17 protein-coding genes and 1 tRNA gene are annotated in these 17,275 nt (G+C 40.6%); 5 read left to right on the top strand and 13 right to left on the bottom strand.

What is annotated here, in order from left to right; genetic code table 11:
* The first annotated feature begins 213 nt into the window (after positions 1-213).
* Positions 214-444, top strand: coding sequence for a hypothetical protein (locus tag AC1DQW_RS11970; protein ID WP_477454291.1), 231 nt, complete (start codon positions 214-216; stop codon positions 442-444).
* A gap of 28 nt (positions 445-472) precedes the next feature.
* Here the strand turns inward: AC1DQW_RS11970 and AC1DQW_RS11965 are convergent, their stop codons facing one another.
* From AC1DQW_RS11965 to pyrE, 5 genes are all read right to left on the bottom strand, one after another.
* Positions 473-4,174, bottom strand: a complete 3,702-nt coding sequence (locus AC1DQW_RS11965; RefSeq protein WP_477454290.1) for an ABC transporter permease — start codon at positions 4,172-4,174, stop codon at positions 473-475.
* 341 nt (positions 4,175-4,515) lie between these two features.
* Positions 4,516-4,588: transfer RNA gene (locus tag AC1DQW_RS11960), tRNA-Lys, on the bottom strand.
* Between the two features lie 123 nt (positions 4,589-4,711).
* Entirely contained in the window at positions 4,712-6,340 is a 1,629-nt protein-coding gene (locus AC1DQW_RS11955) for an ABC-F family ATP-binding cassette domain-containing protein (protein ID WP_477454289.1), read from the bottom strand.
* Between the two features lie 389 nt (positions 6,341-6,729).
* The gene (locus AC1DQW_RS11950; RefSeq protein WP_477454288.1) at positions 6,730-7,125 is read right to left on the bottom strand and encodes an SRPBCC family protein; all 396 of its coding nucleotides are present in this window, start codon (positions 7,123-7,125) and stop codon (positions 6,730-6,732) included.
* Positions 7,126-7,233: 108 nt separating this feature from the next.
* A complete protein-coding gene (gene pyrE / locus AC1DQW_RS11945) occupies positions 7,234-7,893 on the bottom strand; it encodes an orotate phosphoribosyltransferase (RefSeq protein ID WP_477454287.1) in 660 nt (219 codons plus the stop codon).
* On the opposite strand from pyrE, the gene AC1DQW_RS11940 reads away from it, so the two are divergent.
* Positions 7,892-8,530 (top strand): NUDIX hydrolase, encoded by a 639-nt coding sequence (locus tag AC1DQW_RS11940; RefSeq protein WP_477418245.1) that lies wholly within the window; start codon positions 7,892-7,894, stop codon positions 8,528-8,530. The genes pyrE and AC1DQW_RS11940 overlap by 2 nt on opposite strands.
* Here AC1DQW_RS11940 and coaD read toward each other — a convergent pair.
* The 3 genes from coaD to nudK all read right to left on the bottom strand — a co-directional run bounded on the left by coaD (position 8,499) and on the right by nudK (position 9,974).
* The gene (gene coaD, locus AC1DQW_RS11935) at positions 8,499-8,960 is read right to left on the bottom strand and encodes a pantetheine-phosphate adenylyltransferase (protein WP_477418243.1); all 462 of its coding nucleotides are present in this window, start codon (positions 8,958-8,960) and stop codon (positions 8,499-8,501) included. The two genes, AC1DQW_RS11940 and coaD, sit on opposite strands and share 32 nt — an antisense overlap.
* Positions 8,961-9,030: 70 nt before the next feature.
* Complete coding sequence (locus tag AC1DQW_RS11930) at positions 9,031-9,399, bottom strand: DUF4406 domain-containing protein (RefSeq protein WP_477454286.1); 369 nt, start codon at positions 9,397-9,399, stop codon at positions 9,031-9,033.
* Complete coding sequence (gene nudK, locus AC1DQW_RS11925; protein ID WP_477454285.1) at positions 9,396-9,974, bottom strand: GDP-mannose pyrophosphatase NudK; 579 nt, start codon at positions 9,972-9,974, stop codon at positions 9,396-9,398. Before nudK ends, AC1DQW_RS11930 begins: the two co-directional genes overlap by 4 nt.
* A 58-nt stretch (positions 9,975-10,032) precedes the next feature.
* Here nudK and AC1DQW_RS11920 point away from each other — a divergent pair, with 58 nt between their 5' ends.
* Positions 10,033-10,782, top strand: coding sequence for a DeoR/GlpR family DNA-binding transcription regulator (locus tag AC1DQW_RS11920; RefSeq protein WP_477454284.1), 750 nt, complete (start codon positions 10,033-10,035; stop codon positions 10,780-10,782).
* A 23-nt stretch (positions 10,783-10,805) separates the two neighbouring features.
* On the opposite strand, the gene AC1DQW_RS11915 is transcribed toward AC1DQW_RS11920, so the two are convergent.
* From AC1DQW_RS11915 to AC1DQW_RS11895, 5 genes are all read right to left on the bottom strand, one after another.
* Positions 10,806-11,378, bottom strand: coding sequence for a hypothetical protein (locus tag AC1DQW_RS11915; RefSeq protein WP_477454283.1), 573 nt, complete (start codon positions 11,376-11,378; stop codon positions 10,806-10,808).
* 157 nt (positions 11,379-11,535) lie between these two features.
* A complete protein-coding gene (locus tag AC1DQW_RS11910) occupies positions 11,536-11,799 on the bottom strand; it encodes a hypothetical protein (RefSeq protein ID WP_477454282.1) in 264 nt (87 codons plus the stop codon).
* Positions 11,800-11,833: 34 nt separating this feature from the next.
* Positions 11,834-12,373 (bottom strand): 16S rRNA (guanine(966)-N(2))-methyltransferase RsmD, encoded by a 540-nt coding sequence (gene rsmD / locus AC1DQW_RS11905; protein WP_477454281.1) that lies wholly within the window; start codon positions 12,371-12,373, stop codon positions 11,834-11,836.
* Positions 12,349-13,161 (bottom strand): DUF3822 family protein, encoded by an 813-nt coding sequence (locus AC1DQW_RS11900; protein WP_477454280.1) that lies wholly within the window; start codon positions 13,159-13,161, stop codon positions 12,349-12,351. The genes rsmD and AC1DQW_RS11900 overlap by 25 nt, the downstream gene beginning before the upstream one ends.
* An 80-nt stretch (positions 13,162-13,241) precedes the next feature.
* Positions 13,242-13,706 (bottom strand): hypothetical protein, encoded by a 465-nt coding sequence (locus AC1DQW_RS11895; protein WP_477454279.1) that lies wholly within the window; start codon positions 13,704-13,706, stop codon positions 13,242-13,244.
* Positions 13,707-13,784: 78 nt separating this feature from the next.
* Between AC1DQW_RS11895 and AC1DQW_RS11890 the strand changes: the two genes are divergently transcribed.
* Both AC1DQW_RS11890 and AC1DQW_RS11885 read left to right on the top strand, forming a co-directional pair.
* Positions 13,785-15,206 carry an ATP-dependent DNA helicase gene (locus AC1DQW_RS11890; protein ID WP_477454278.1) on the top strand — a complete coding sequence of 474 codons (1,422 nt, stop codon included), beginning with the start codon at positions 13,785-13,787 and terminating at the stop codon, positions 15,204-15,206.
* 608 nt (positions 15,207-15,814) lie between these two features.
* On the top strand, positions 15,815-16,567 hold the full coding sequence (locus tag AC1DQW_RS11885) for a nuclear transport factor 2 family protein (RefSeq protein WP_477454277.1): 753 nt from the start codon (positions 15,815-15,817) through the stop codon (positions 16,565-16,567).
* Positions 16,568-17,275 lie beyond the last annotated feature (708 nt).

Raw genomic sequence — 17,275 nt, 5'->3', positions numbered from 1 at the left:
AATATGGTTACCCATATACAAGGAAAATCACAATTAATAATCAAAAAGTTAACATGGTCAAAGTGTTCCAGAATTGCCTGTTGGTAGTTTTCGGAATTAGACGGTTGGGTATGAAGGTAAATGTCCGGAATAGGGCATTTACCTAAGTGACCCTAAAATACAGATGTCGAACACTTTTATTGAGGATGTAAAGAAAATAGTGGCTTTAAACGAATGCGGCAGCCGGCTCCAATGAGGGAAATAAGCACCCAACTGAATGTCGATCACCAATATCCGGGTAATCCACAAAACAGCAATAGCCAGCGCCACGGCCAAAAAACGGTTTGCTGTTTGGTTTGTCCTTTTGGCAAACCACAAAAAACGGCAATAGTAGGCCCGATGAAGATCGTTGCAAAGAACGCAGCGTCACAAAGGGTTATATGGAACGTAAATGGTTTCAAGTAAAATATTAATTGATATGGGCATTATAAATTTATTCATTTCGCAAACTCTTCACCGGGTTGGCCATACCAGCCCTAATGGTTCGGAAACTTAAGGTAAATAATCCTGTTATCAGCATCCCTGCGCCGCTGATCACGAATACCCACCAGCTAATAGCTACGTGGTCAGCAAAGCTTTCCATCCATTTATTTACGGCATACCATGCAATTGGCGTTACGATGATAAAAGCGAGTAAAATAAGCGATATCAGTTCGGTTGATAGCAGGGTTACTATTTGAGCAACGCTTGCGCCAAATACTTTGCGTATGCCAATTTCTTTTGTTCGTTGATTGGTGGTGTAAATGGCGAGTCCTAACAGCCCGAGGCAGCTAATCAATATCGAGAAACCTGTTGCCCAGGTGAGCAGGGTTGATGTTTGTTGTTCTTCGTCGTAAAATCTGGCTATCGTGTCATCATAAAAATGGCAATCGAAATCATCGTCGGGATAAACCTTCTTCCAGGCCTCTCCCATATTTGTAATTGCGGTTTTCCACTCATTACCACCTGCGGTTTCAGGTTTCAAACTAATATGTAACGTCATCATTGGTCGGCTGTCTGGACTACCGGAAAATAAAACTAATGGATGAATGGGGAAATGCAGCGACCATTGATAAAAATCCGTAACTACGCCAATAATACTTACATTTCGGCCTTTGCCGCCACCGTATTTCAACTGCTTCCCAATAGCATCATGGGGGTTAGTAAACCCTAATAGTTTAGTGTAAGTATTGTTGATGATGATTCCTTTCCCTGTGTCGGCTTCGCTTATGTTTCTGCCGGCAAGTAATTTTAGCTGGTATATTTTGATGTAGTTTTCATCACCAGACTTAAATGTCACTTCATCTGTTGTTATCTGTTTTTTTCCATCGTTGTAAGTACCGAGCAGCCAATTATATACATTAGCCGAAGGCGGGTCATTACCCAAACCCACAAGGGCAACCTGGGGCATCAACCTAAACTCGTTCAGCAGAACCTGGTTGCTGCTGGCCTTAGTGTTTTGCCAGGGCGTATTAATAACCAGGATGGCGTCTTTTTTAAACCCCAGGTTTTTATGTAACGCGTAATAAATCTGCCTGCTTACCAAAATAGTAGCCATCAATAAAAATTGGGCTATAACAAACTGCGAAACCGTAAGCGACTTACGGAGCCACGCATTTCGCGTTTTATTACTATTGCCCTGCACCTGGTTTTTTAGCACCGATGCGGGCTTGTAGCCCGATAACACAATTGCGGGATAAAAACCCGACAAAATACTTATTACCACAGTTAAAATCAGCAGGAAGAGTATGACATCCGGCCTTAGCATATTGGCATGAATATCCGGGGATATAACGTCGGCAAACATTTTTAAAATAATTGGCGCAAGCACTACCGATATGCAAACCGCAAAGAATGTTAAAAAAAATGTTTCGCTTAAAAACTGAACTACTAATTGTATCCGGCTGCTACCCAAAGTTTTGCGGATGCCAATTTCTTTTGCCCTTTGGGCGGCCTGGGCGGTAGTTAAATTTACATAATTGATACATGCCAGCAACAACAAAAAGATACCGATAGCCAATAATCCGTAAAGTGTTGTTTTGCTGGCCGGCGATGAGAAATTAAAAATATTGTAGTCGGGATTGAAGTGAATATCGTCCAATGGCTGTAAAGCCAGATCCACCTTGTCTGCAAACCCTTTTACTCCGACACCCGGCGGATTACTTTTATTGAAAATGGTATTGATCTGTTTTACAACCCCAGGTGCCGGGATGCCCGGTGCCAGCTTTACAAAAACCTGCGATGCCGAAGGGATGCGATCCCAGGTGTTTATCTTTAAATCAGCAGAAAAACGTTTGTTAGTTGTGGTCGTACTAAAGGAAATAAAGTCATGAAAGGTAAAGTCGGTATTTTCAGTAAGTGTTTCAACTACCCCGCTAACGGTTGTCTTAAGGGTATCATAGGTAACTACTTTACCAATCATTTCATGATATGATAACGAAGGGAAGTAAAGCCTGGCTTGTTGGGATGTTAATACCACCTGGCCGGGCGCATCAAGCGCGTGTTGCGATGAGCCGGCAAGCCATAAATAATTAAAAATTTTAAAATATTGCTGATCGGTAAGTGTTATCCTGTCCAGGTCTTTGAACCGCTTTTGTGCCTTTTTATCTTTGTCGATATAGACAAAATGAGGCGACAGTGTATATACCGGCGTAATTTCCTCTATTCCTGTGGCCTGGCTTTTAATCGCCTCAGCCAGTGGACCAGGTCCGCCGCTCGAATAGTTCTTATGTCCCTGAAATGACATGTTCATAACAACGCGGTAAATCCGGTCGCTGTCCTTGTGAAATTTATCAAACGTAAAATCGTAGTGTACAATAAGGTAAATGACCAGGAAAGCACTTATACCGATGGATAAACCGATAATATTTATCAGTGTAAATAGCTTATGCCTCCAAAATCCGCGGAATGCAATTTTAAAATAAGTTTTAAACATACGACTGTCGGTTAATTTTTCATGTGTCCACCCCGGAGGGTTTACATGGCTCAATATTAGCGGCATAGTCTGGGTAAAACCTCTCAAGTTATAAGATGGGAGAACTTTTTGAAGGTGGTTTTTATATTCTAAAGGGGTTTTGCCTGTAAATTGCTTAAAAATACGATGAAAGCTGCTTTGTGAATTAAAGCCTGACTCATAGGCAATACCAAGCAGCGTGATATGATCATAGGACGGGTCCTGCATTTTGAGCGCAACCTCGCGAACACGGTATTCATTGATAAAATCGTTGAAGCTTTTTTTGAAAACTGTATTAATAATTCGGGATACTTCATGAGTATGCAATCCAAGTTTTTCAGCAAGAGAGCTCAGGCTTAATTCCGCATCCCGGTAATGCCCTTTTTCCTTTACTTCTATTTTTAACCAGGAGCCTTTTTGCTTCAAATCTGCCGGTAATAATGACTTTATGGTAATATCCGTCTTCTCAGGAGTTTCTGCTTTTAAATGGCTCTTTGCAGCAATCCAAATGATCAGGGATATGAAAAGCAGGTACAAAGGAAAATAATACTGTGCCCCTGATTTATCATGGTAATAAAAATAGTCAACTGCTGTAAACGGTATCCATAGTAACCATAGCATACCGAATGCGGTAAGCAAACGATCCAACCATAGTAACTCGTTGCGGTAACGGTCGCCATCATAAAATTTTAAGCGCTGATAAAAGCTTCCTATCTGCCTGTGAGCCAGGTAAAGGTAAATTGTGACTGATACAAACGCCAGCAATTGCAATACCGGGTTCAATTGCTGAAAGGCCGGCGTTTCATAAGTAGCTGCACCGGTATTTATACTATCCCTAACTTCCAATGCCTGGGCACTCAATTCCAGCACCAACGGACTAAAATGCAGCAAATCCTTAGTCCGGAATTTATATTCAGGCCGGGTTATTTTAAGCACGTAAAAGAAAATAAGGGGGCCAATAACAAGCGAAAATTGCAGTGGCAGCCGGCTCCAATTAGTAATGTAAGTTGACAGCGCGATGTGGATGCCCAATATCCGGGCTATCCACAAAACAATCGTAACCATTGCCAGGGCCAAAAGCCGGTTTGCAGCCCGGTTTATCCTTTTGGTGAACCATAAAAGCAGGATAAAAGTGAGCCCGATAAAGATTGTACCAAAGAAAGCCAGGTCGTAGGTATTAATATGGAAAGTATATGTATCCATTTGAAATATTAAAACTCAATCGCTCTTACAAACTTATAATTTATTGATATATAAAAAATTATATAGAATAAAATAGGTGCACTGTAACAAACCTCACATTGAGCCGTTCAGTTTTGGATTGTATAGCTGTTTCATAAAAGCCGATTTTTTCAACTCTCGTCGAGATTCAGCTCCCAAAGAGTGGTCGAATGAAGCAATGCTGCTCCCGCTGTACTATTGGAATGACCCTACGAGGATCGAACTCGAAAAGTGATTTCTATTAACGGGAAACGCTGGTTTAAAAATGAATCAAAAAGTAAAAACCGCCTCTATTGTCATTAGAAGCGGTTTTTGAAATTTCGTGACCTGGGAGAGGATCGAACTCTCGACCCACTGATTAAGAGTCAGTTGCTCTACCGGCTGAGCTACCAAGTCGTTCCGGTTTTTTTGCCGGGTTGCAAATATGCAAATTTTTATTTGAGTCGGAAAGTATAGAAGTCGGAAAGTCCGGAAGAATTTGTCATTTTCTAACTTCCTGACTTTCCGTCTTGCGGACTTTTAAACCATAGCGTACAAATCTTCGCGTTGTTTTTGAACTACTGCGCTGTTGATATATTCATCATAAGTCATCAGCTTATCAATGTAACCACCTGGGGTAAGCTCAATAATACGGTTGGCAACTGTTTCAACCAGTTCATGATCCCGTGAAGTGAACAGGATGGTTCCCCTGAAGTCCTTCATGCCATTATTAAGCGCTGTGATCGATTCCAGGTCGAGGTGGTTGGTTGGCTCGTCAAACATCAGCAGGTTTGCTTGTTGTAGCATCATACGGCTAAACATACAGCGCATTTTTTCGCCACCTGATAATACATTGCTTTTCTTTAATACTTCCTCGCCAGAGAATAACATCCGACCCAAAAAGCCACGAATAAACTGATCATCTTTCTCACCTGGCGAGTATTCGCGCAGCCAATCTATAAGGTTATCATTTTTGCCTTTAAAGTATTCGGCATTATCAATAGGAATATCGGCCGGATTAATGGTAACACCCCATTTAAAGCTGCCTTTATAATCGGTATCCCTGCCGGTTAAAATGTTATACAGTGCGGTAGTAGCTAAGCTGTTTTGAGAGAGGATAGCAATTTTATCACCTTTGTTTACCGTAAAGCTGATGTTATTGAATAACAGTTCGCCATTAAGGCTTTTCTTTAAGTTTTCAACCTGCAGAATCTGGTCACCAGCTTCGCGGCCAAGGTTATTGAATATAATTCCCGGGTATTTACGGTTTGAAGGCTGGATCTCATCTATATTGATCTTATCCAACGCTTTTTTACGACTGGTAGCCTGTTTTGATTTTGATGCGTTGGCACTAAACCTGCGTATAAATTCCTGCAACTCCTTAACCCGCTCTTCTGTCTTTTTATTCTGATCAGAACGTTGCTTCAGGGCTAACTGGCTCGATTCATACCAGAATGTATAGTTACCGGTATAAATGGTCATTTTAGCAAAGTCAATATCAACCACGTGGGTACACACAGTGTCCAGGAAGTGCCTGTCGTGTGATACTACCAGCACAATCGCCTCGTACGAGGCTAAAAAGTCTTCAAGCCAGCTTACGGTATGGATGTCCAGGTCGTTGGTAGGCTCATCCAATAGTAAAATATCAGGTTTGCCAAAAAGGGCTTGTGCTAATAACACGCGTACTTTTTGAGTATTATCCAAGTCTTTTACAAGGTTATAATGAAATTCTTCTTTAATGCCCAGGTTACTTAATAGGGTAGCAGCATTGCTTTCGGCATTCCAGCCATCCATTTCGGCAAAAAGGTTTTCCAGCTCCCCTGCGCGTTCTCCGTCTGCATCAGTAAAATCTTCTTTCAGGTAAATGGCGTCCTTTTCTTTCATAATGGCATACATCTCCTTATGGCCCATCATAACGGTTTCAATCACCGAAAATTCGTCAAACGCATAATGGTTTTGACTTAATACAGCCATTCGCTCGCCGGGCGTAAAGCTCACCGAGCCACTGGTTGGATCGATATCGCCAGAAAGAATTTTTAAAAATGTTGATTTTCCTGCACCGTTGGCACCTATAATGCCATAGCAGTTACCTTGCGAAAACTTAAGATTAACGTCTTCAAATAATGTACGCTTACCGTAACGTAGAGATAGATTGGATACCGTGATCATGCTGCACCTGTAATTTGCCGCAAAAATAAGGTAAATACTTCGTTTTATGGTAAACTAAGCCGATATTATGTTTGTGTGGAGACTGGGATAAGGGTGTATCCCTGTTTTCCCCAATTGTTTTGGCAACCGTGGATACAATTGCTCAAAATATTTGCACAAACGAAACTAAATGCCCTTTTTATACGTTATAAAGCATAATTCACCAATGCCAGATAAATGGTATAACCTTTGACTTAACATTCTTATATTCTTTATTATTATTTATTAAACAATACCAGTCATGGGAGCATTAATTGTAGGTTTGATCATCGTAAATATTGTGATAGCCATTAATAATACACAAAAACGGAAGGTATATTAATTACTACCATAAAACCTGCAACACATACTTAAATTAATATATTATTTAAGKTTTGTGTTTCATGGTTAGCTAATTTTTGCAGAGGCCCCGAGGCGAGCATCTTTAACATCATGTTCAAATCTGCATTAATTGTAAAAAGGACATTTGTATGGTCATTATTGGAAGATAATGACCATTTTAATTTCAAATCGAACGGTGGTTTTGTTGCCGGTACAATCACAATTTCCTCATTAGTTATGCGGCTTTCTATTTTTAATGATAGTTTGGCCATATTTGGTATGCTAAAGCTGGCCTCATCTGCGGTAGATACCCATTCCTGTATGTTATCAGGCATTAGTTTCTGGTGATTATTAAAATCGGCCAGGTAAGTGTATACCTCAGTTATGGGTTTGTTGATGCTGGTAGCACTGGTGAATGTAGTCATTGATGTAGATGTGAGAAATTAGATTAACTTAGTTGAGGTCTTCCGTTTGAGACAAGGGGAAAAGTATTAGTCAAAATCCTTCAATCTTACGAACTTAAAATCAACTCTTTAACTCGATGCAATTTGTCCCCATGTCGAGGGTGCTTCGCGCCATTGTTTTAAAATAGCAACATCTTTTTCGGTAATATATTGGTTTTCCCCGGCGTATTTAATCAGTGCATTGTAGTTTGACAAAGTAACAAAGGGACAACCTGCATTCTTGAAATTTTCTGTAGCTACATCAAACCCATAGCTAAATATGGCTGCAAGGCCTGCAACTTCAAAACCAGCGGTTTTCAACGCGTCAACAGCCTGCAAACTGCTTTTTCCGGTTGATATCAGGTCCTCAATAACCACAACTCTTTTGCCAGTAGTAGTAGTTATATCTCCTTCAATTAAACTCCCGGTGCCATGTTCTTTTGCTTTGGCACGTACGTATATAAACGGAAGCCCCAATTCCTGCGCCACTAATGCGCCTTGGGGTATACCTGCAGTTGCAACACCTGCTATGCAGCCAACACTACCAAATTTTTCCTGGATAATAACAGTTAATTGTTGCCTGATATAGGTACGTATTGATGGATGAGAGAGCGTTACGCGGTTATCGCAATAGATAGGCGATTTCCATCCTGAAGCCCATGTAAAAGGATTATTAGGTTGTAATTTAATTGCTTTAATTTGCAGCAGGAATTCGGCAACCTGCTGTTCTATCTCATTATTATTAAACATGGCTCAAAAATACAGAATTTATATTAACGAAAAGGTTATCCTGCTAACAGAATCAGAACCTCATAATGTTGAAAGTTATGAAAAGCTTGAAGCAGAGACCTTTGATCTTAAAATAATTTACACCTGGATACTGGCTAATCCCAAAAAACTGTTCTATATAAAATGCAATAACGCCAAAGAGTTTTTAAGATCTGTTAAGAAAAATATAACACTTATTGAGGCCGCAGGCGGCCTTGTTAAGAATACCGCCGGGCACTATTTATTTATTTACCGTAATGATAAATGGGACTTGCCAAAGGGTAAAATTGAAAAGGACGAAAAGGTAAAAGAGGCGGCTGTGCGCGAGGTAGAGGAAGAGTGTGGTATAAAAGTAAGCAAGCTTAAAGATAAAATATGTAAAACTTACCATGTTTATATTAACCGTGGTGATGTGGTGCTTAAGAAAACACACTGGTTTAACATGGATTGCAAGGGCAGGGAAAAGTTAAAGCCGCAAAAAGAAGAAGGTATTACCGATGTGCGCTGGTTTGAAAAACATCATATTGAACCTATAATTGATAATACCTTTCCATCTATTTTGGATGTATTACATAAAGAAAAACTGGCTATAAATAGGCTAATGCCTCAGAAGGGATAAATTGGGCAACATCGCCATGGTGGCGCATAATTTCGCGCACTATGGTTGAGCTGATGGATGAATAGCCTGGTTTGCTTACTATGAAAATACTTTCAATATCGGGCACAAGGGCATGGTTCATTTGAGCAATGGCTTTTTCGTACTCAAAATCGGATACAGTACGGATTCCCCTGATCATGTACGTGGCGCCAATGCTTTTGCAAAAGTTGACCGTAAGGCCTTCATAAGCTATAATATGAATCCGGTCATCGTGCTTAAAAACGGCTCTCAGCATTTGCTCCCGGGTTTCAATGCTTAATAAGCCCTTTTTGCTACTGTTTGCACCAATCCCAATGTAAACCTTATCAAACAGATCAACTGATCTTTTCACAATGTCGACGTGGGCTTTGGTAACCGGATCAAACGAACCCGGGAAAAGAGCGATCTTCATAATAGGGTAGTGTTAATGCTTCCACCAAAAGTAACAATGATTTTTAATGTTTGATTATATTAGATTGAATTTAAAGCGCTATAATATCTTCCAGTTGGTAATAAACTTTTATGCCATGTTCTTTTGCTATCCTAACATCTTCATCAGCTCCTTTAGATTCACCTGAAATCCTTAAAATGGCATCGCATTTGGCCAGTATCCGCCGCGATACAGGATATGAAATTTCCTGATACGCTTCATCGCCCGGGTATTTTGAGCCTGCCTGTTTTAAAAGAGGTAGCGCAAACCATTCGCCAATTACAGGGATATGGCCGGCCCTGAATATAGGAAGTGCTGCTTCTTCCATTTTTCTTAAATTTTCTGCCATTAATTCCGGGTTATCATTTGTGCCTGAACGGTACGGGCCCGCTATTAATATTGTTAAAATTTTGTTCGTCATGATATTAAATTATTAATCTGGGCATATTGTAAAAGCATTATGGTTTTAGCATCTCTTATTTCGCCATTGAGCATCATTTGCAAGGCTTCGGCGAATGGTAATTCCAGCACTTCTATATTTTCGTTCTCTTCGTCGAGGCCACCGCCATTGCCAACTTTCATGTCTTTTGTATACTCGGCTATAAAAAAATAAAGTATTTCTGTCACCGATCCCGGCGACATATAGGCCTCGAACACTTTTTTTACGTTGATAACCTGGTAGCCGGTTTCTTCCTCAGTTTCTTTCCTTATACAATCTTCTGCATTATTCTTATCAAGTAACCCGGCACAGCATTCTATGAGCATTCCACTTGTATTACCATTGATGTAAGTAGGCATCCGGAATTGCCTGGTAAGTATTACGGATTTATTAGCGGTATTGTATAAAAGGATGGTTGCACCGTTGCCTCTGTCATAGGCTTCACGGCTAAGCAACAATACCGTACCATCTTTTTTTGTTGCCTCAAAGGTTATTTTATTTAGCGTATACCAATTATTTGATAGGATATCGATATTTAAGATTTTTATTTTATTCATACATTTTGATTGAATTTGATCGATTATGATTATTTTTGAACAAATCAACGATATTTAAATGAGCTTTCAAAAAAGAAAACAGAAAATACTTGATAAACTAAGTAGTTTAGGTGAGGTTGATATTAAAGAATTAGCCGCAACACTGGCAATCTCGGAGATAACTGCCAGGCGCGATTTAAACCAGCTTGCCAGCGATGGTTTACTTTACCGTACTCATGGCGGTGCCATGAAGGTTGATCCTTTAGCAAAACCGCAGGACTTTGTAAATAAGGCGGCCCAAAATTCAAGCGTTAAAGACAACATTTGCCGCAAAGCCGCCGAGCATATTCACGACGGGGATATTATTTTTATGGATTGTGGCAGTACCGTTTTTAGGTTGTGCCAGTTTATAAAAAACAAAAAAATAAAGGTGATTACTAACTCGCTGCCTGTTATTTATGAGTTGCAAAACTGCCAGGTATCCCTGAATGTAATAGGGGGCGAGTTTGACAGTAAAAGGCAGGCCGTACATGGCAAAGCAGCCAACGAGCATATTGGCCGGTACAGGGCCGGTAAGGCTTTTTTAGGGGTTGACGGCATATCGCCAAACGGTTTATTTGCAAATAGTGAACTTGAGGCAGAAATAACATCCGCTTATATTAACCAAAGTGCTTTTACCTATATGTTATGCGATGCCAGTAAAATAGGTAACGAAACTTATTTGAAATTTGCCGATATAAACCAAGTTGACGCTCTTATTACTAATGCCCAGGATGAAAAACTTAGCCGTTTCAAAAATACAGCATTGACTATTTTGAAGGCAGAGTAGTAATTCCGGACGGCTATTTAAAACTATTTTATCTTTTGTACAAAACCATAGCGATGCATTGGCTTGCCTCCGCCCGGCAATTGATCAAAGGCTTGGTATAGAATGTGATTATTATTTTTTACGATGCCGTTAAATATGCCGGCAATGTTTTTTTGTAAATAATTATTCTCTAACCGTAAGGCAGCAGTATCAGTTAGCTGAATGTTAGTTTTATAATTGATAATGGGGTAAATTCCCTCGCGTCCTTTCTCACCTATAAACTGAGGGTTAACACCAAAAATAACCGGCTTTGTTTTTATTTCGCTAACTGTAATGGGGAATTTATAAACAGTGTTAGCTTCTTTGATAACTTTGGCGTAAAAATTCTTCATCTCGTCCTCATTTTTGTACTTAAAGTACGGCCCTCCCGGGTTTGCAATTTGCGATGCTGTAATAATCATGTCCGCTGCATCAACAATGTCGCCCGAATTACGTAATTTTTGGGCTGTGTCATAATAATCGGATGCTGTGTAACCTGCTATCGCGTAAGCTCCGAATTGAATGATATTCAGTTTCCAATCGCTGCCGTATTTTCCGTATACTGCGATAATCATCATGCTATTGACTGATTTGGTGGTTTTCAATAAAGAAACGTACATCTCTTCATTGAGGGCAAGATAATTAACCACATAACCACTGTGATTAGTAATGCTGGATATAAGTGTGTTGGGGACTTTAGTGGTTGTATTTTTAGTGTAATACTCATCTATGACCTCATAACTGGTTTCGCTTAACGACTCTCCCAGGTTGGGAAAGGCTATCTATTAATTTCCCGGATTTTTCTATTAATCCCGGAGACATTAGTTGTTTCAAACCTGTTGCGTCTTTTTTCTGGATGTCGTTATAAAGTGTTTTGTTTAGCTGGTCAATTTTACTTTTTATATCAGGCTCGATATTGGCATTTACCCAGGTACCAGAAGTTCCAACACGGCAACTCAGGAGGCTTGAACTTAATAATATTAATAGATATTTTTTCATTTTGGATAAGTTTAGGTTTTTTCAATAAAACTCATTAATATTTGTTCCTAAAGAACGAAAAAGACGAATGTCCATACTTACGCTGCTCCACAAAAGCCGGGTGCTGACTTATGTTTTGCATTGATTGATGCTCAACTATCAATAATGCGCCAGGCAAGAGAATATTCCTTTCAAAAACAATTTTTGGTATATCGGGAATCTTATTCAGGTCATAGGGTGGGTCGGCAAATACAAGGTCATATTGTTCCGTTTCTATCTGGAGATATTTGAACACATCTTCTTTATAAGCTTTTATTTGGGTTAGCTTATGCTGGCGCGATGTATCTTTCAGGTAATTAATACAATGAATGCTGCGGTCAACCGATATAACTTCGGCAGCGCCCCTGGAAGCAAACTCCAACGAGATATTGCCTGTGCCGCTAAACAGATCGAGTACTTTGATACCCTCAAATTCTATTTGATTTAGCAGGATATTAAACAAGGCTTCCTTGGCCAGGTCGGTAGTAGGGCGTACCGGAAGGTTTTTAGGTGGGTTAAGCCTTAAACCTCTTAAAGAGCCTCCGATGATACGCATAATGAAAGAGCAGAAAGTGACAGTATTTTATGACCTTCAATTTCTGAAGGTAACAGAAGTGGCGTTACAGTGTTGATCTCCGCTTTGCCAAAAAACTCAGCTAAACGGCTCATATTTTTATCGCCGGCATTAACCTCTCCACTCGCATAAACAGAAGTGTGGGCGGGTTGTAAACTAAGTTCGCTGGTTACTAACGATACAAAATAAGCCAGTTCATCTTCGCCGGTAAACTCAAAAGTATTATAAAAGCGCAGTTTACTAAAGCCGAAGTTGGCTATTTCAGCCGTTTCACCGTTGATATTCAAATATAGGTCACTGTCGCCGGGCTGGTTATTGGCTATGGCATTTAGCCATCCTTTTGATGAAAATACGGTATTACGTAAACCAAACTCTTCTGCAGCGTTTAGTACATCGCCGGGTGTTTTATAAACAATGATGTTTTTATTATCTAATGGCTGGCTCAAAACCTTTTCGTCTGCCTTTACATCAAGGAAACGGGCCAGGTCGGCTACCTTATCCTGGTTGAAAAGGCTTTGTGGCAAAAGCGAAAAGCCGGTTGCGGGTAAACCGATAACTACATTTTTATAGCTTGCCGATAACAGATCTAACAATTCCTGTGGATCGTTTAATTCATCCAGCGGGTGCTTATCAGCCAGGGCGATAAGTTTGTTTTGATCGCTTACAGCGTACGAAAACGATGTTTTATCAATTTGTATCAATAAATTATAACCTTGCGCCTTATCAAGGCTAAAGGTATCATCATGGTAATTGTAGTTGTGTTCGCTCATGCCAGTTTAACAAAAGTAATATTTTTTAGCAGATACCCTATAGGCAACTATTAAATATGCTTTCATTGTTGGGTGAAACTTTAAACCAGGAACCTTGAAAAAAGAGATAAAAGAATGTAAATAATTAGGGGCCGCCAGATAGGTTTAGGATAATAATCATCGTCAGGAAAATACTTTTTAAAGAAGTATCTTGTTAGTATTAGCCCCGCTATAATGTTGAGTGCTATAATTAAGCCCATAAGCTCCAACATTGGTAATAGTTGGGTAAATGTTAAGGGCGTGCCCGACGAAGCCTTTTTAATTAATTCAGGATCTATCTTAATGCCCGAATACCTTATTGCATTAATATATATTAAATAAAAAACCACCAGGAAAAGTAAAACCTGGGTTATAACTTTTTTATACCCGGCCGCCCATAAATTAAGAATAAGCAACACGCCGGCAAATAAAAAACTGAAAATAGAAAAACCAAAAATGGCCCGTTTTGAATAGATATCTACAAAATCCTCTTCTTGTTCTTCTACCTTATCTTCATTAAATTCCATGGCCAAATTTATAACTAATCCTGTTAGCTTTTTAGTAAGGGTAAAGGTTTTTCAATTACTTATCATCATTTTTGTAAAGTGGCAGAAATTGATCATATCCGCAAAGCATTTCCGCATACCCCAACCGGCCAGCAACTGGAACTGTTTGACCGCCTGCATGCCTTTTTACAGAGCCGTGACGGCGACGAATGTTTTATCCTGAGGGGATACGCCGGTACCGGCAAAACCACGGTATTGGGGGCGCTTGTAAAAGCACTGAAGCAATACAATTACCGGTCGGTATTACTGGCGCCAACCGGGCGGGCTGCCAAGGTGATCACCAATTACTCGGGTAAAAAGGCCTTCACTATTCATAAACGCATCTACCGTAAAAAATCGGCGCTTACAATGGATGGCGGTTTTGCCATTGCCGATAACCTGGCCAGCGATACGCTGTTTATAGTTGATGAGGCATCAATGATAAGTGATGAACCCGTTGCCGGCCATGCATCTTTGCTGTACGACCTGGTAAGGTACGCGTACAACGATAAAAATTGCAAACTGGTACTGGTAGGCGATACCGCCCAGCTACCGCCTGTAGGCTCTGATAACAGCCCTGCGCTCGACGAAAAGATCATGAAAGGGAAGTTCAGGCTTAATGTTTTTAAGTATGAACTTACGGATGTGCTTCGCCAGCAAAAGGATTCGGGGATTTTGTTTAATGCTACGGCTATCCGCGATATCATCCGCCTGGAAGAAATAACTACTCCTAAAATAGTTACCAAAGGCTATAAGGATGTTTTCAGGATGACGGGCGAGCGACTGGAGGAGGGATTAAACTACGCCTATAATAAGTATGGGTATGATCGCACGCTTATTATTTGCCGCTCAAACAAGAACGCTAACCTATATAACGGGCAGATCCGCAACCGGATACTGTACCGCGAGGAAGAACTCACCGGGGGCGACCAGATCATGGTGGTTAAAAATAACTACTTCTGGCTTAAGGATAATGACGAAAACAGTACCGATTTTATTGCCAATGGCGATATTGCCCGCATCAGGAAGGTGCGCCGTACAGAGGATATGTATGGCTTCCGTTTCGCCGATGTGCAGATAGAGTTTATTGATTATGCCGAAGACCCGGTATTGGATTGTAAGATACTGCTGGATACCCTGTATGCCGATTCGCCGGCTTTATCACAGGAAAATCAAAAGAAGTTTTACGAGGAGGTTATGAAAGATTATGCCCACCTTACCAATAAAAGGGCCATGCATAACGAGCTGAAGCTAAACCCGTATTACAATGCCCTGCAGATCAAATTCGCCTATGCCATTACCTGTCACAAGGCCCAGGGTGGCCAGTGGGATGCCGTTTTTGTTGACCAGGGCTACGTAACCGACGAAATGATCAACATGGATTTCCTGCGCTGGTTTTATACCGCCGTTACCCGTGCCACTACCGAACTGTTTTTAGTGAATTTTGATAACAGGTTTTATAAAGTTCCGGTTGAGTTTTAGTGATCAGGTGTTCCGTTTCAGTTAAGTGAACATGTGCAGGAAAAAATCATGAAACAGTATTAATTTGGTTGTAATAAATTGACAATGAGTTTTTTGTGTAGGTATTAAAAAAAATTATGTACGACACGTGTTGTCGTACACCCAATAAAAACATCAACCTGGAACACTTTTTTAGTATGAATTAACAGGTATTTAAATCCCCTTTCCCCAAAATCTATATTAAAAAAAGTCTTTCATCCTTTGTCCATAAATCCTTTGTCCGAAAGTCTTTTGTCCGAAAGTCTTTTGTCCGAAAATCCTTCGTCCATAAATCCTTTATCCAAAAATCCTTTGTCCATAAATCCTTCATCCTAAAAAACTATCTTTATACCATAATTACTTTAACAACATACCCAACAAGGATTGCCAAAAATCCGGCCTGTTAATCCAGGTTTTCTGATTCGCTGAATGCCCGGCGCAAGTGTTTGCTATGCCATAATTTTTCAGCGCTAATCTTCAAGTTTTATCAATAAATATTACACTTCTGTAAAGAAATATACAGATATATCGGCATTTGGCTCATGTGTTTTAAATAAGCATAAGTCTGGCCATTAAAGTAAAATACAAACATGAATATCCTATCAAATAAACAAAAAGTACTATTGTTTTATAAGCTGATCGTCGGTCAGCGCAAGGCCGAACTCATCCCCGAATTTGTGTTGGAGGATTACAAACAACATAACCCAACCGTTGCCCAGGGTAGGGCAGGCATCACCGCTATGATCAACTATTTAAAAACCTTGCCGCTGCCACCGGCCGACGCCCCGTCGCCCATCATCAGGTGCATTCAGGAAGGCGACCTGGTTATAACTCACCTGGATATTACATTCATGGGCAAACACTTGGTGGTTATCGATCTGTTTAAGCTAAAGGATGGTATGCTGGCCGAACATTGGGATGTTATACAGGAAATGCCCGACCAAACCGGCCAGTCCATTACCGCCACCAATGGCACATCAGCTATCCACGAAACTGCATCGGCACAAAATAGTAAACAGGTGGTGAACAGGTTTTATGAGGCTGTTATCAATAAGCAATTGCCTGCCGGCCTTATTAAGCCGGATTACATTGAGCACGATCCATCCTTAATCAGCAGCGGTAAAAACCTGGTGGATTACCTGTTTGCCGGGCATGATCGTGATATCAAAATTCACCGGTTAATCGCCGAAGGAGATTTTGTAGTAGTTCAGTCTCAATTTAAAAGAGGAGGGAAGGCGTTTGTGCTTTATGACATCTTCAGGGTTGAGCAGGATAAGATTGCCGAACACTGGAGTGCAGAGCAGGCCGTACCGGAAGGTATTGAGGCCGGGGATATGTTTTAAAAGGTTTGTCATCCTGAACGGAGTGAAGGATCTATTCGCAGACTGTACAGGGCGAAGAAGCATGGCAAATAATAGATGCTTCACTGCGTTCAGATACTGTCTTTGAAAACACGTCATTACGAGTAATCATCAGGATAATCCTGGAAAAAATGGGGATGACGTGCTGGCTTTTGGGGGCTCATAACAGCGATGTCATTGCGAGCGTAGCGTGGCAATCGCGAACTGTGCAGGTCCGCTCTGTATAGCATGCGATTGCTTCGTTCCTCGCAATGACATAGATTATATTAAAAATAGTACTGATAATCAGTGGTTTGTAAATACGTCATTATAAGTGATCCGCTGACTCCCCACTGCTGGCGCACGCGCAATGCCATTAAGTTAAGAGGTTTTTCGCGCAAAGATCGCAAAGGCGCAAAGTGACTTTCTGGCTTTCCTTAGCGTCCTGGTCATTTTTGGGCGAAATAAATGGCAATACCTGCGGCCCGGGCTCATATCTTTATATTTATATAAATCAGAATAAAAGGAGGCACTTTGCGCCCGGGCATGACACGTAGTAATTATGATGTTGACGGTATAGGGTTATCCTCCTTTTTTATTTCTTAAAGTCAGAACAGTACCTATTGACAGGTTTCGCACCTGATCAGCTATTAACATGAGCAAAGACTTAAAAGAGGTTCCTGATGATAACTATAATTTGTAAAAGCATGA

This window comes from Mucilaginibacter sp. P5_A4 (assembly GCF_056400605.1).
The sequence above is the reverse complement of the archived record's forward strand: the minus strand, read 5'-3'. Positions and strand labels throughout refer to the sequence as shown.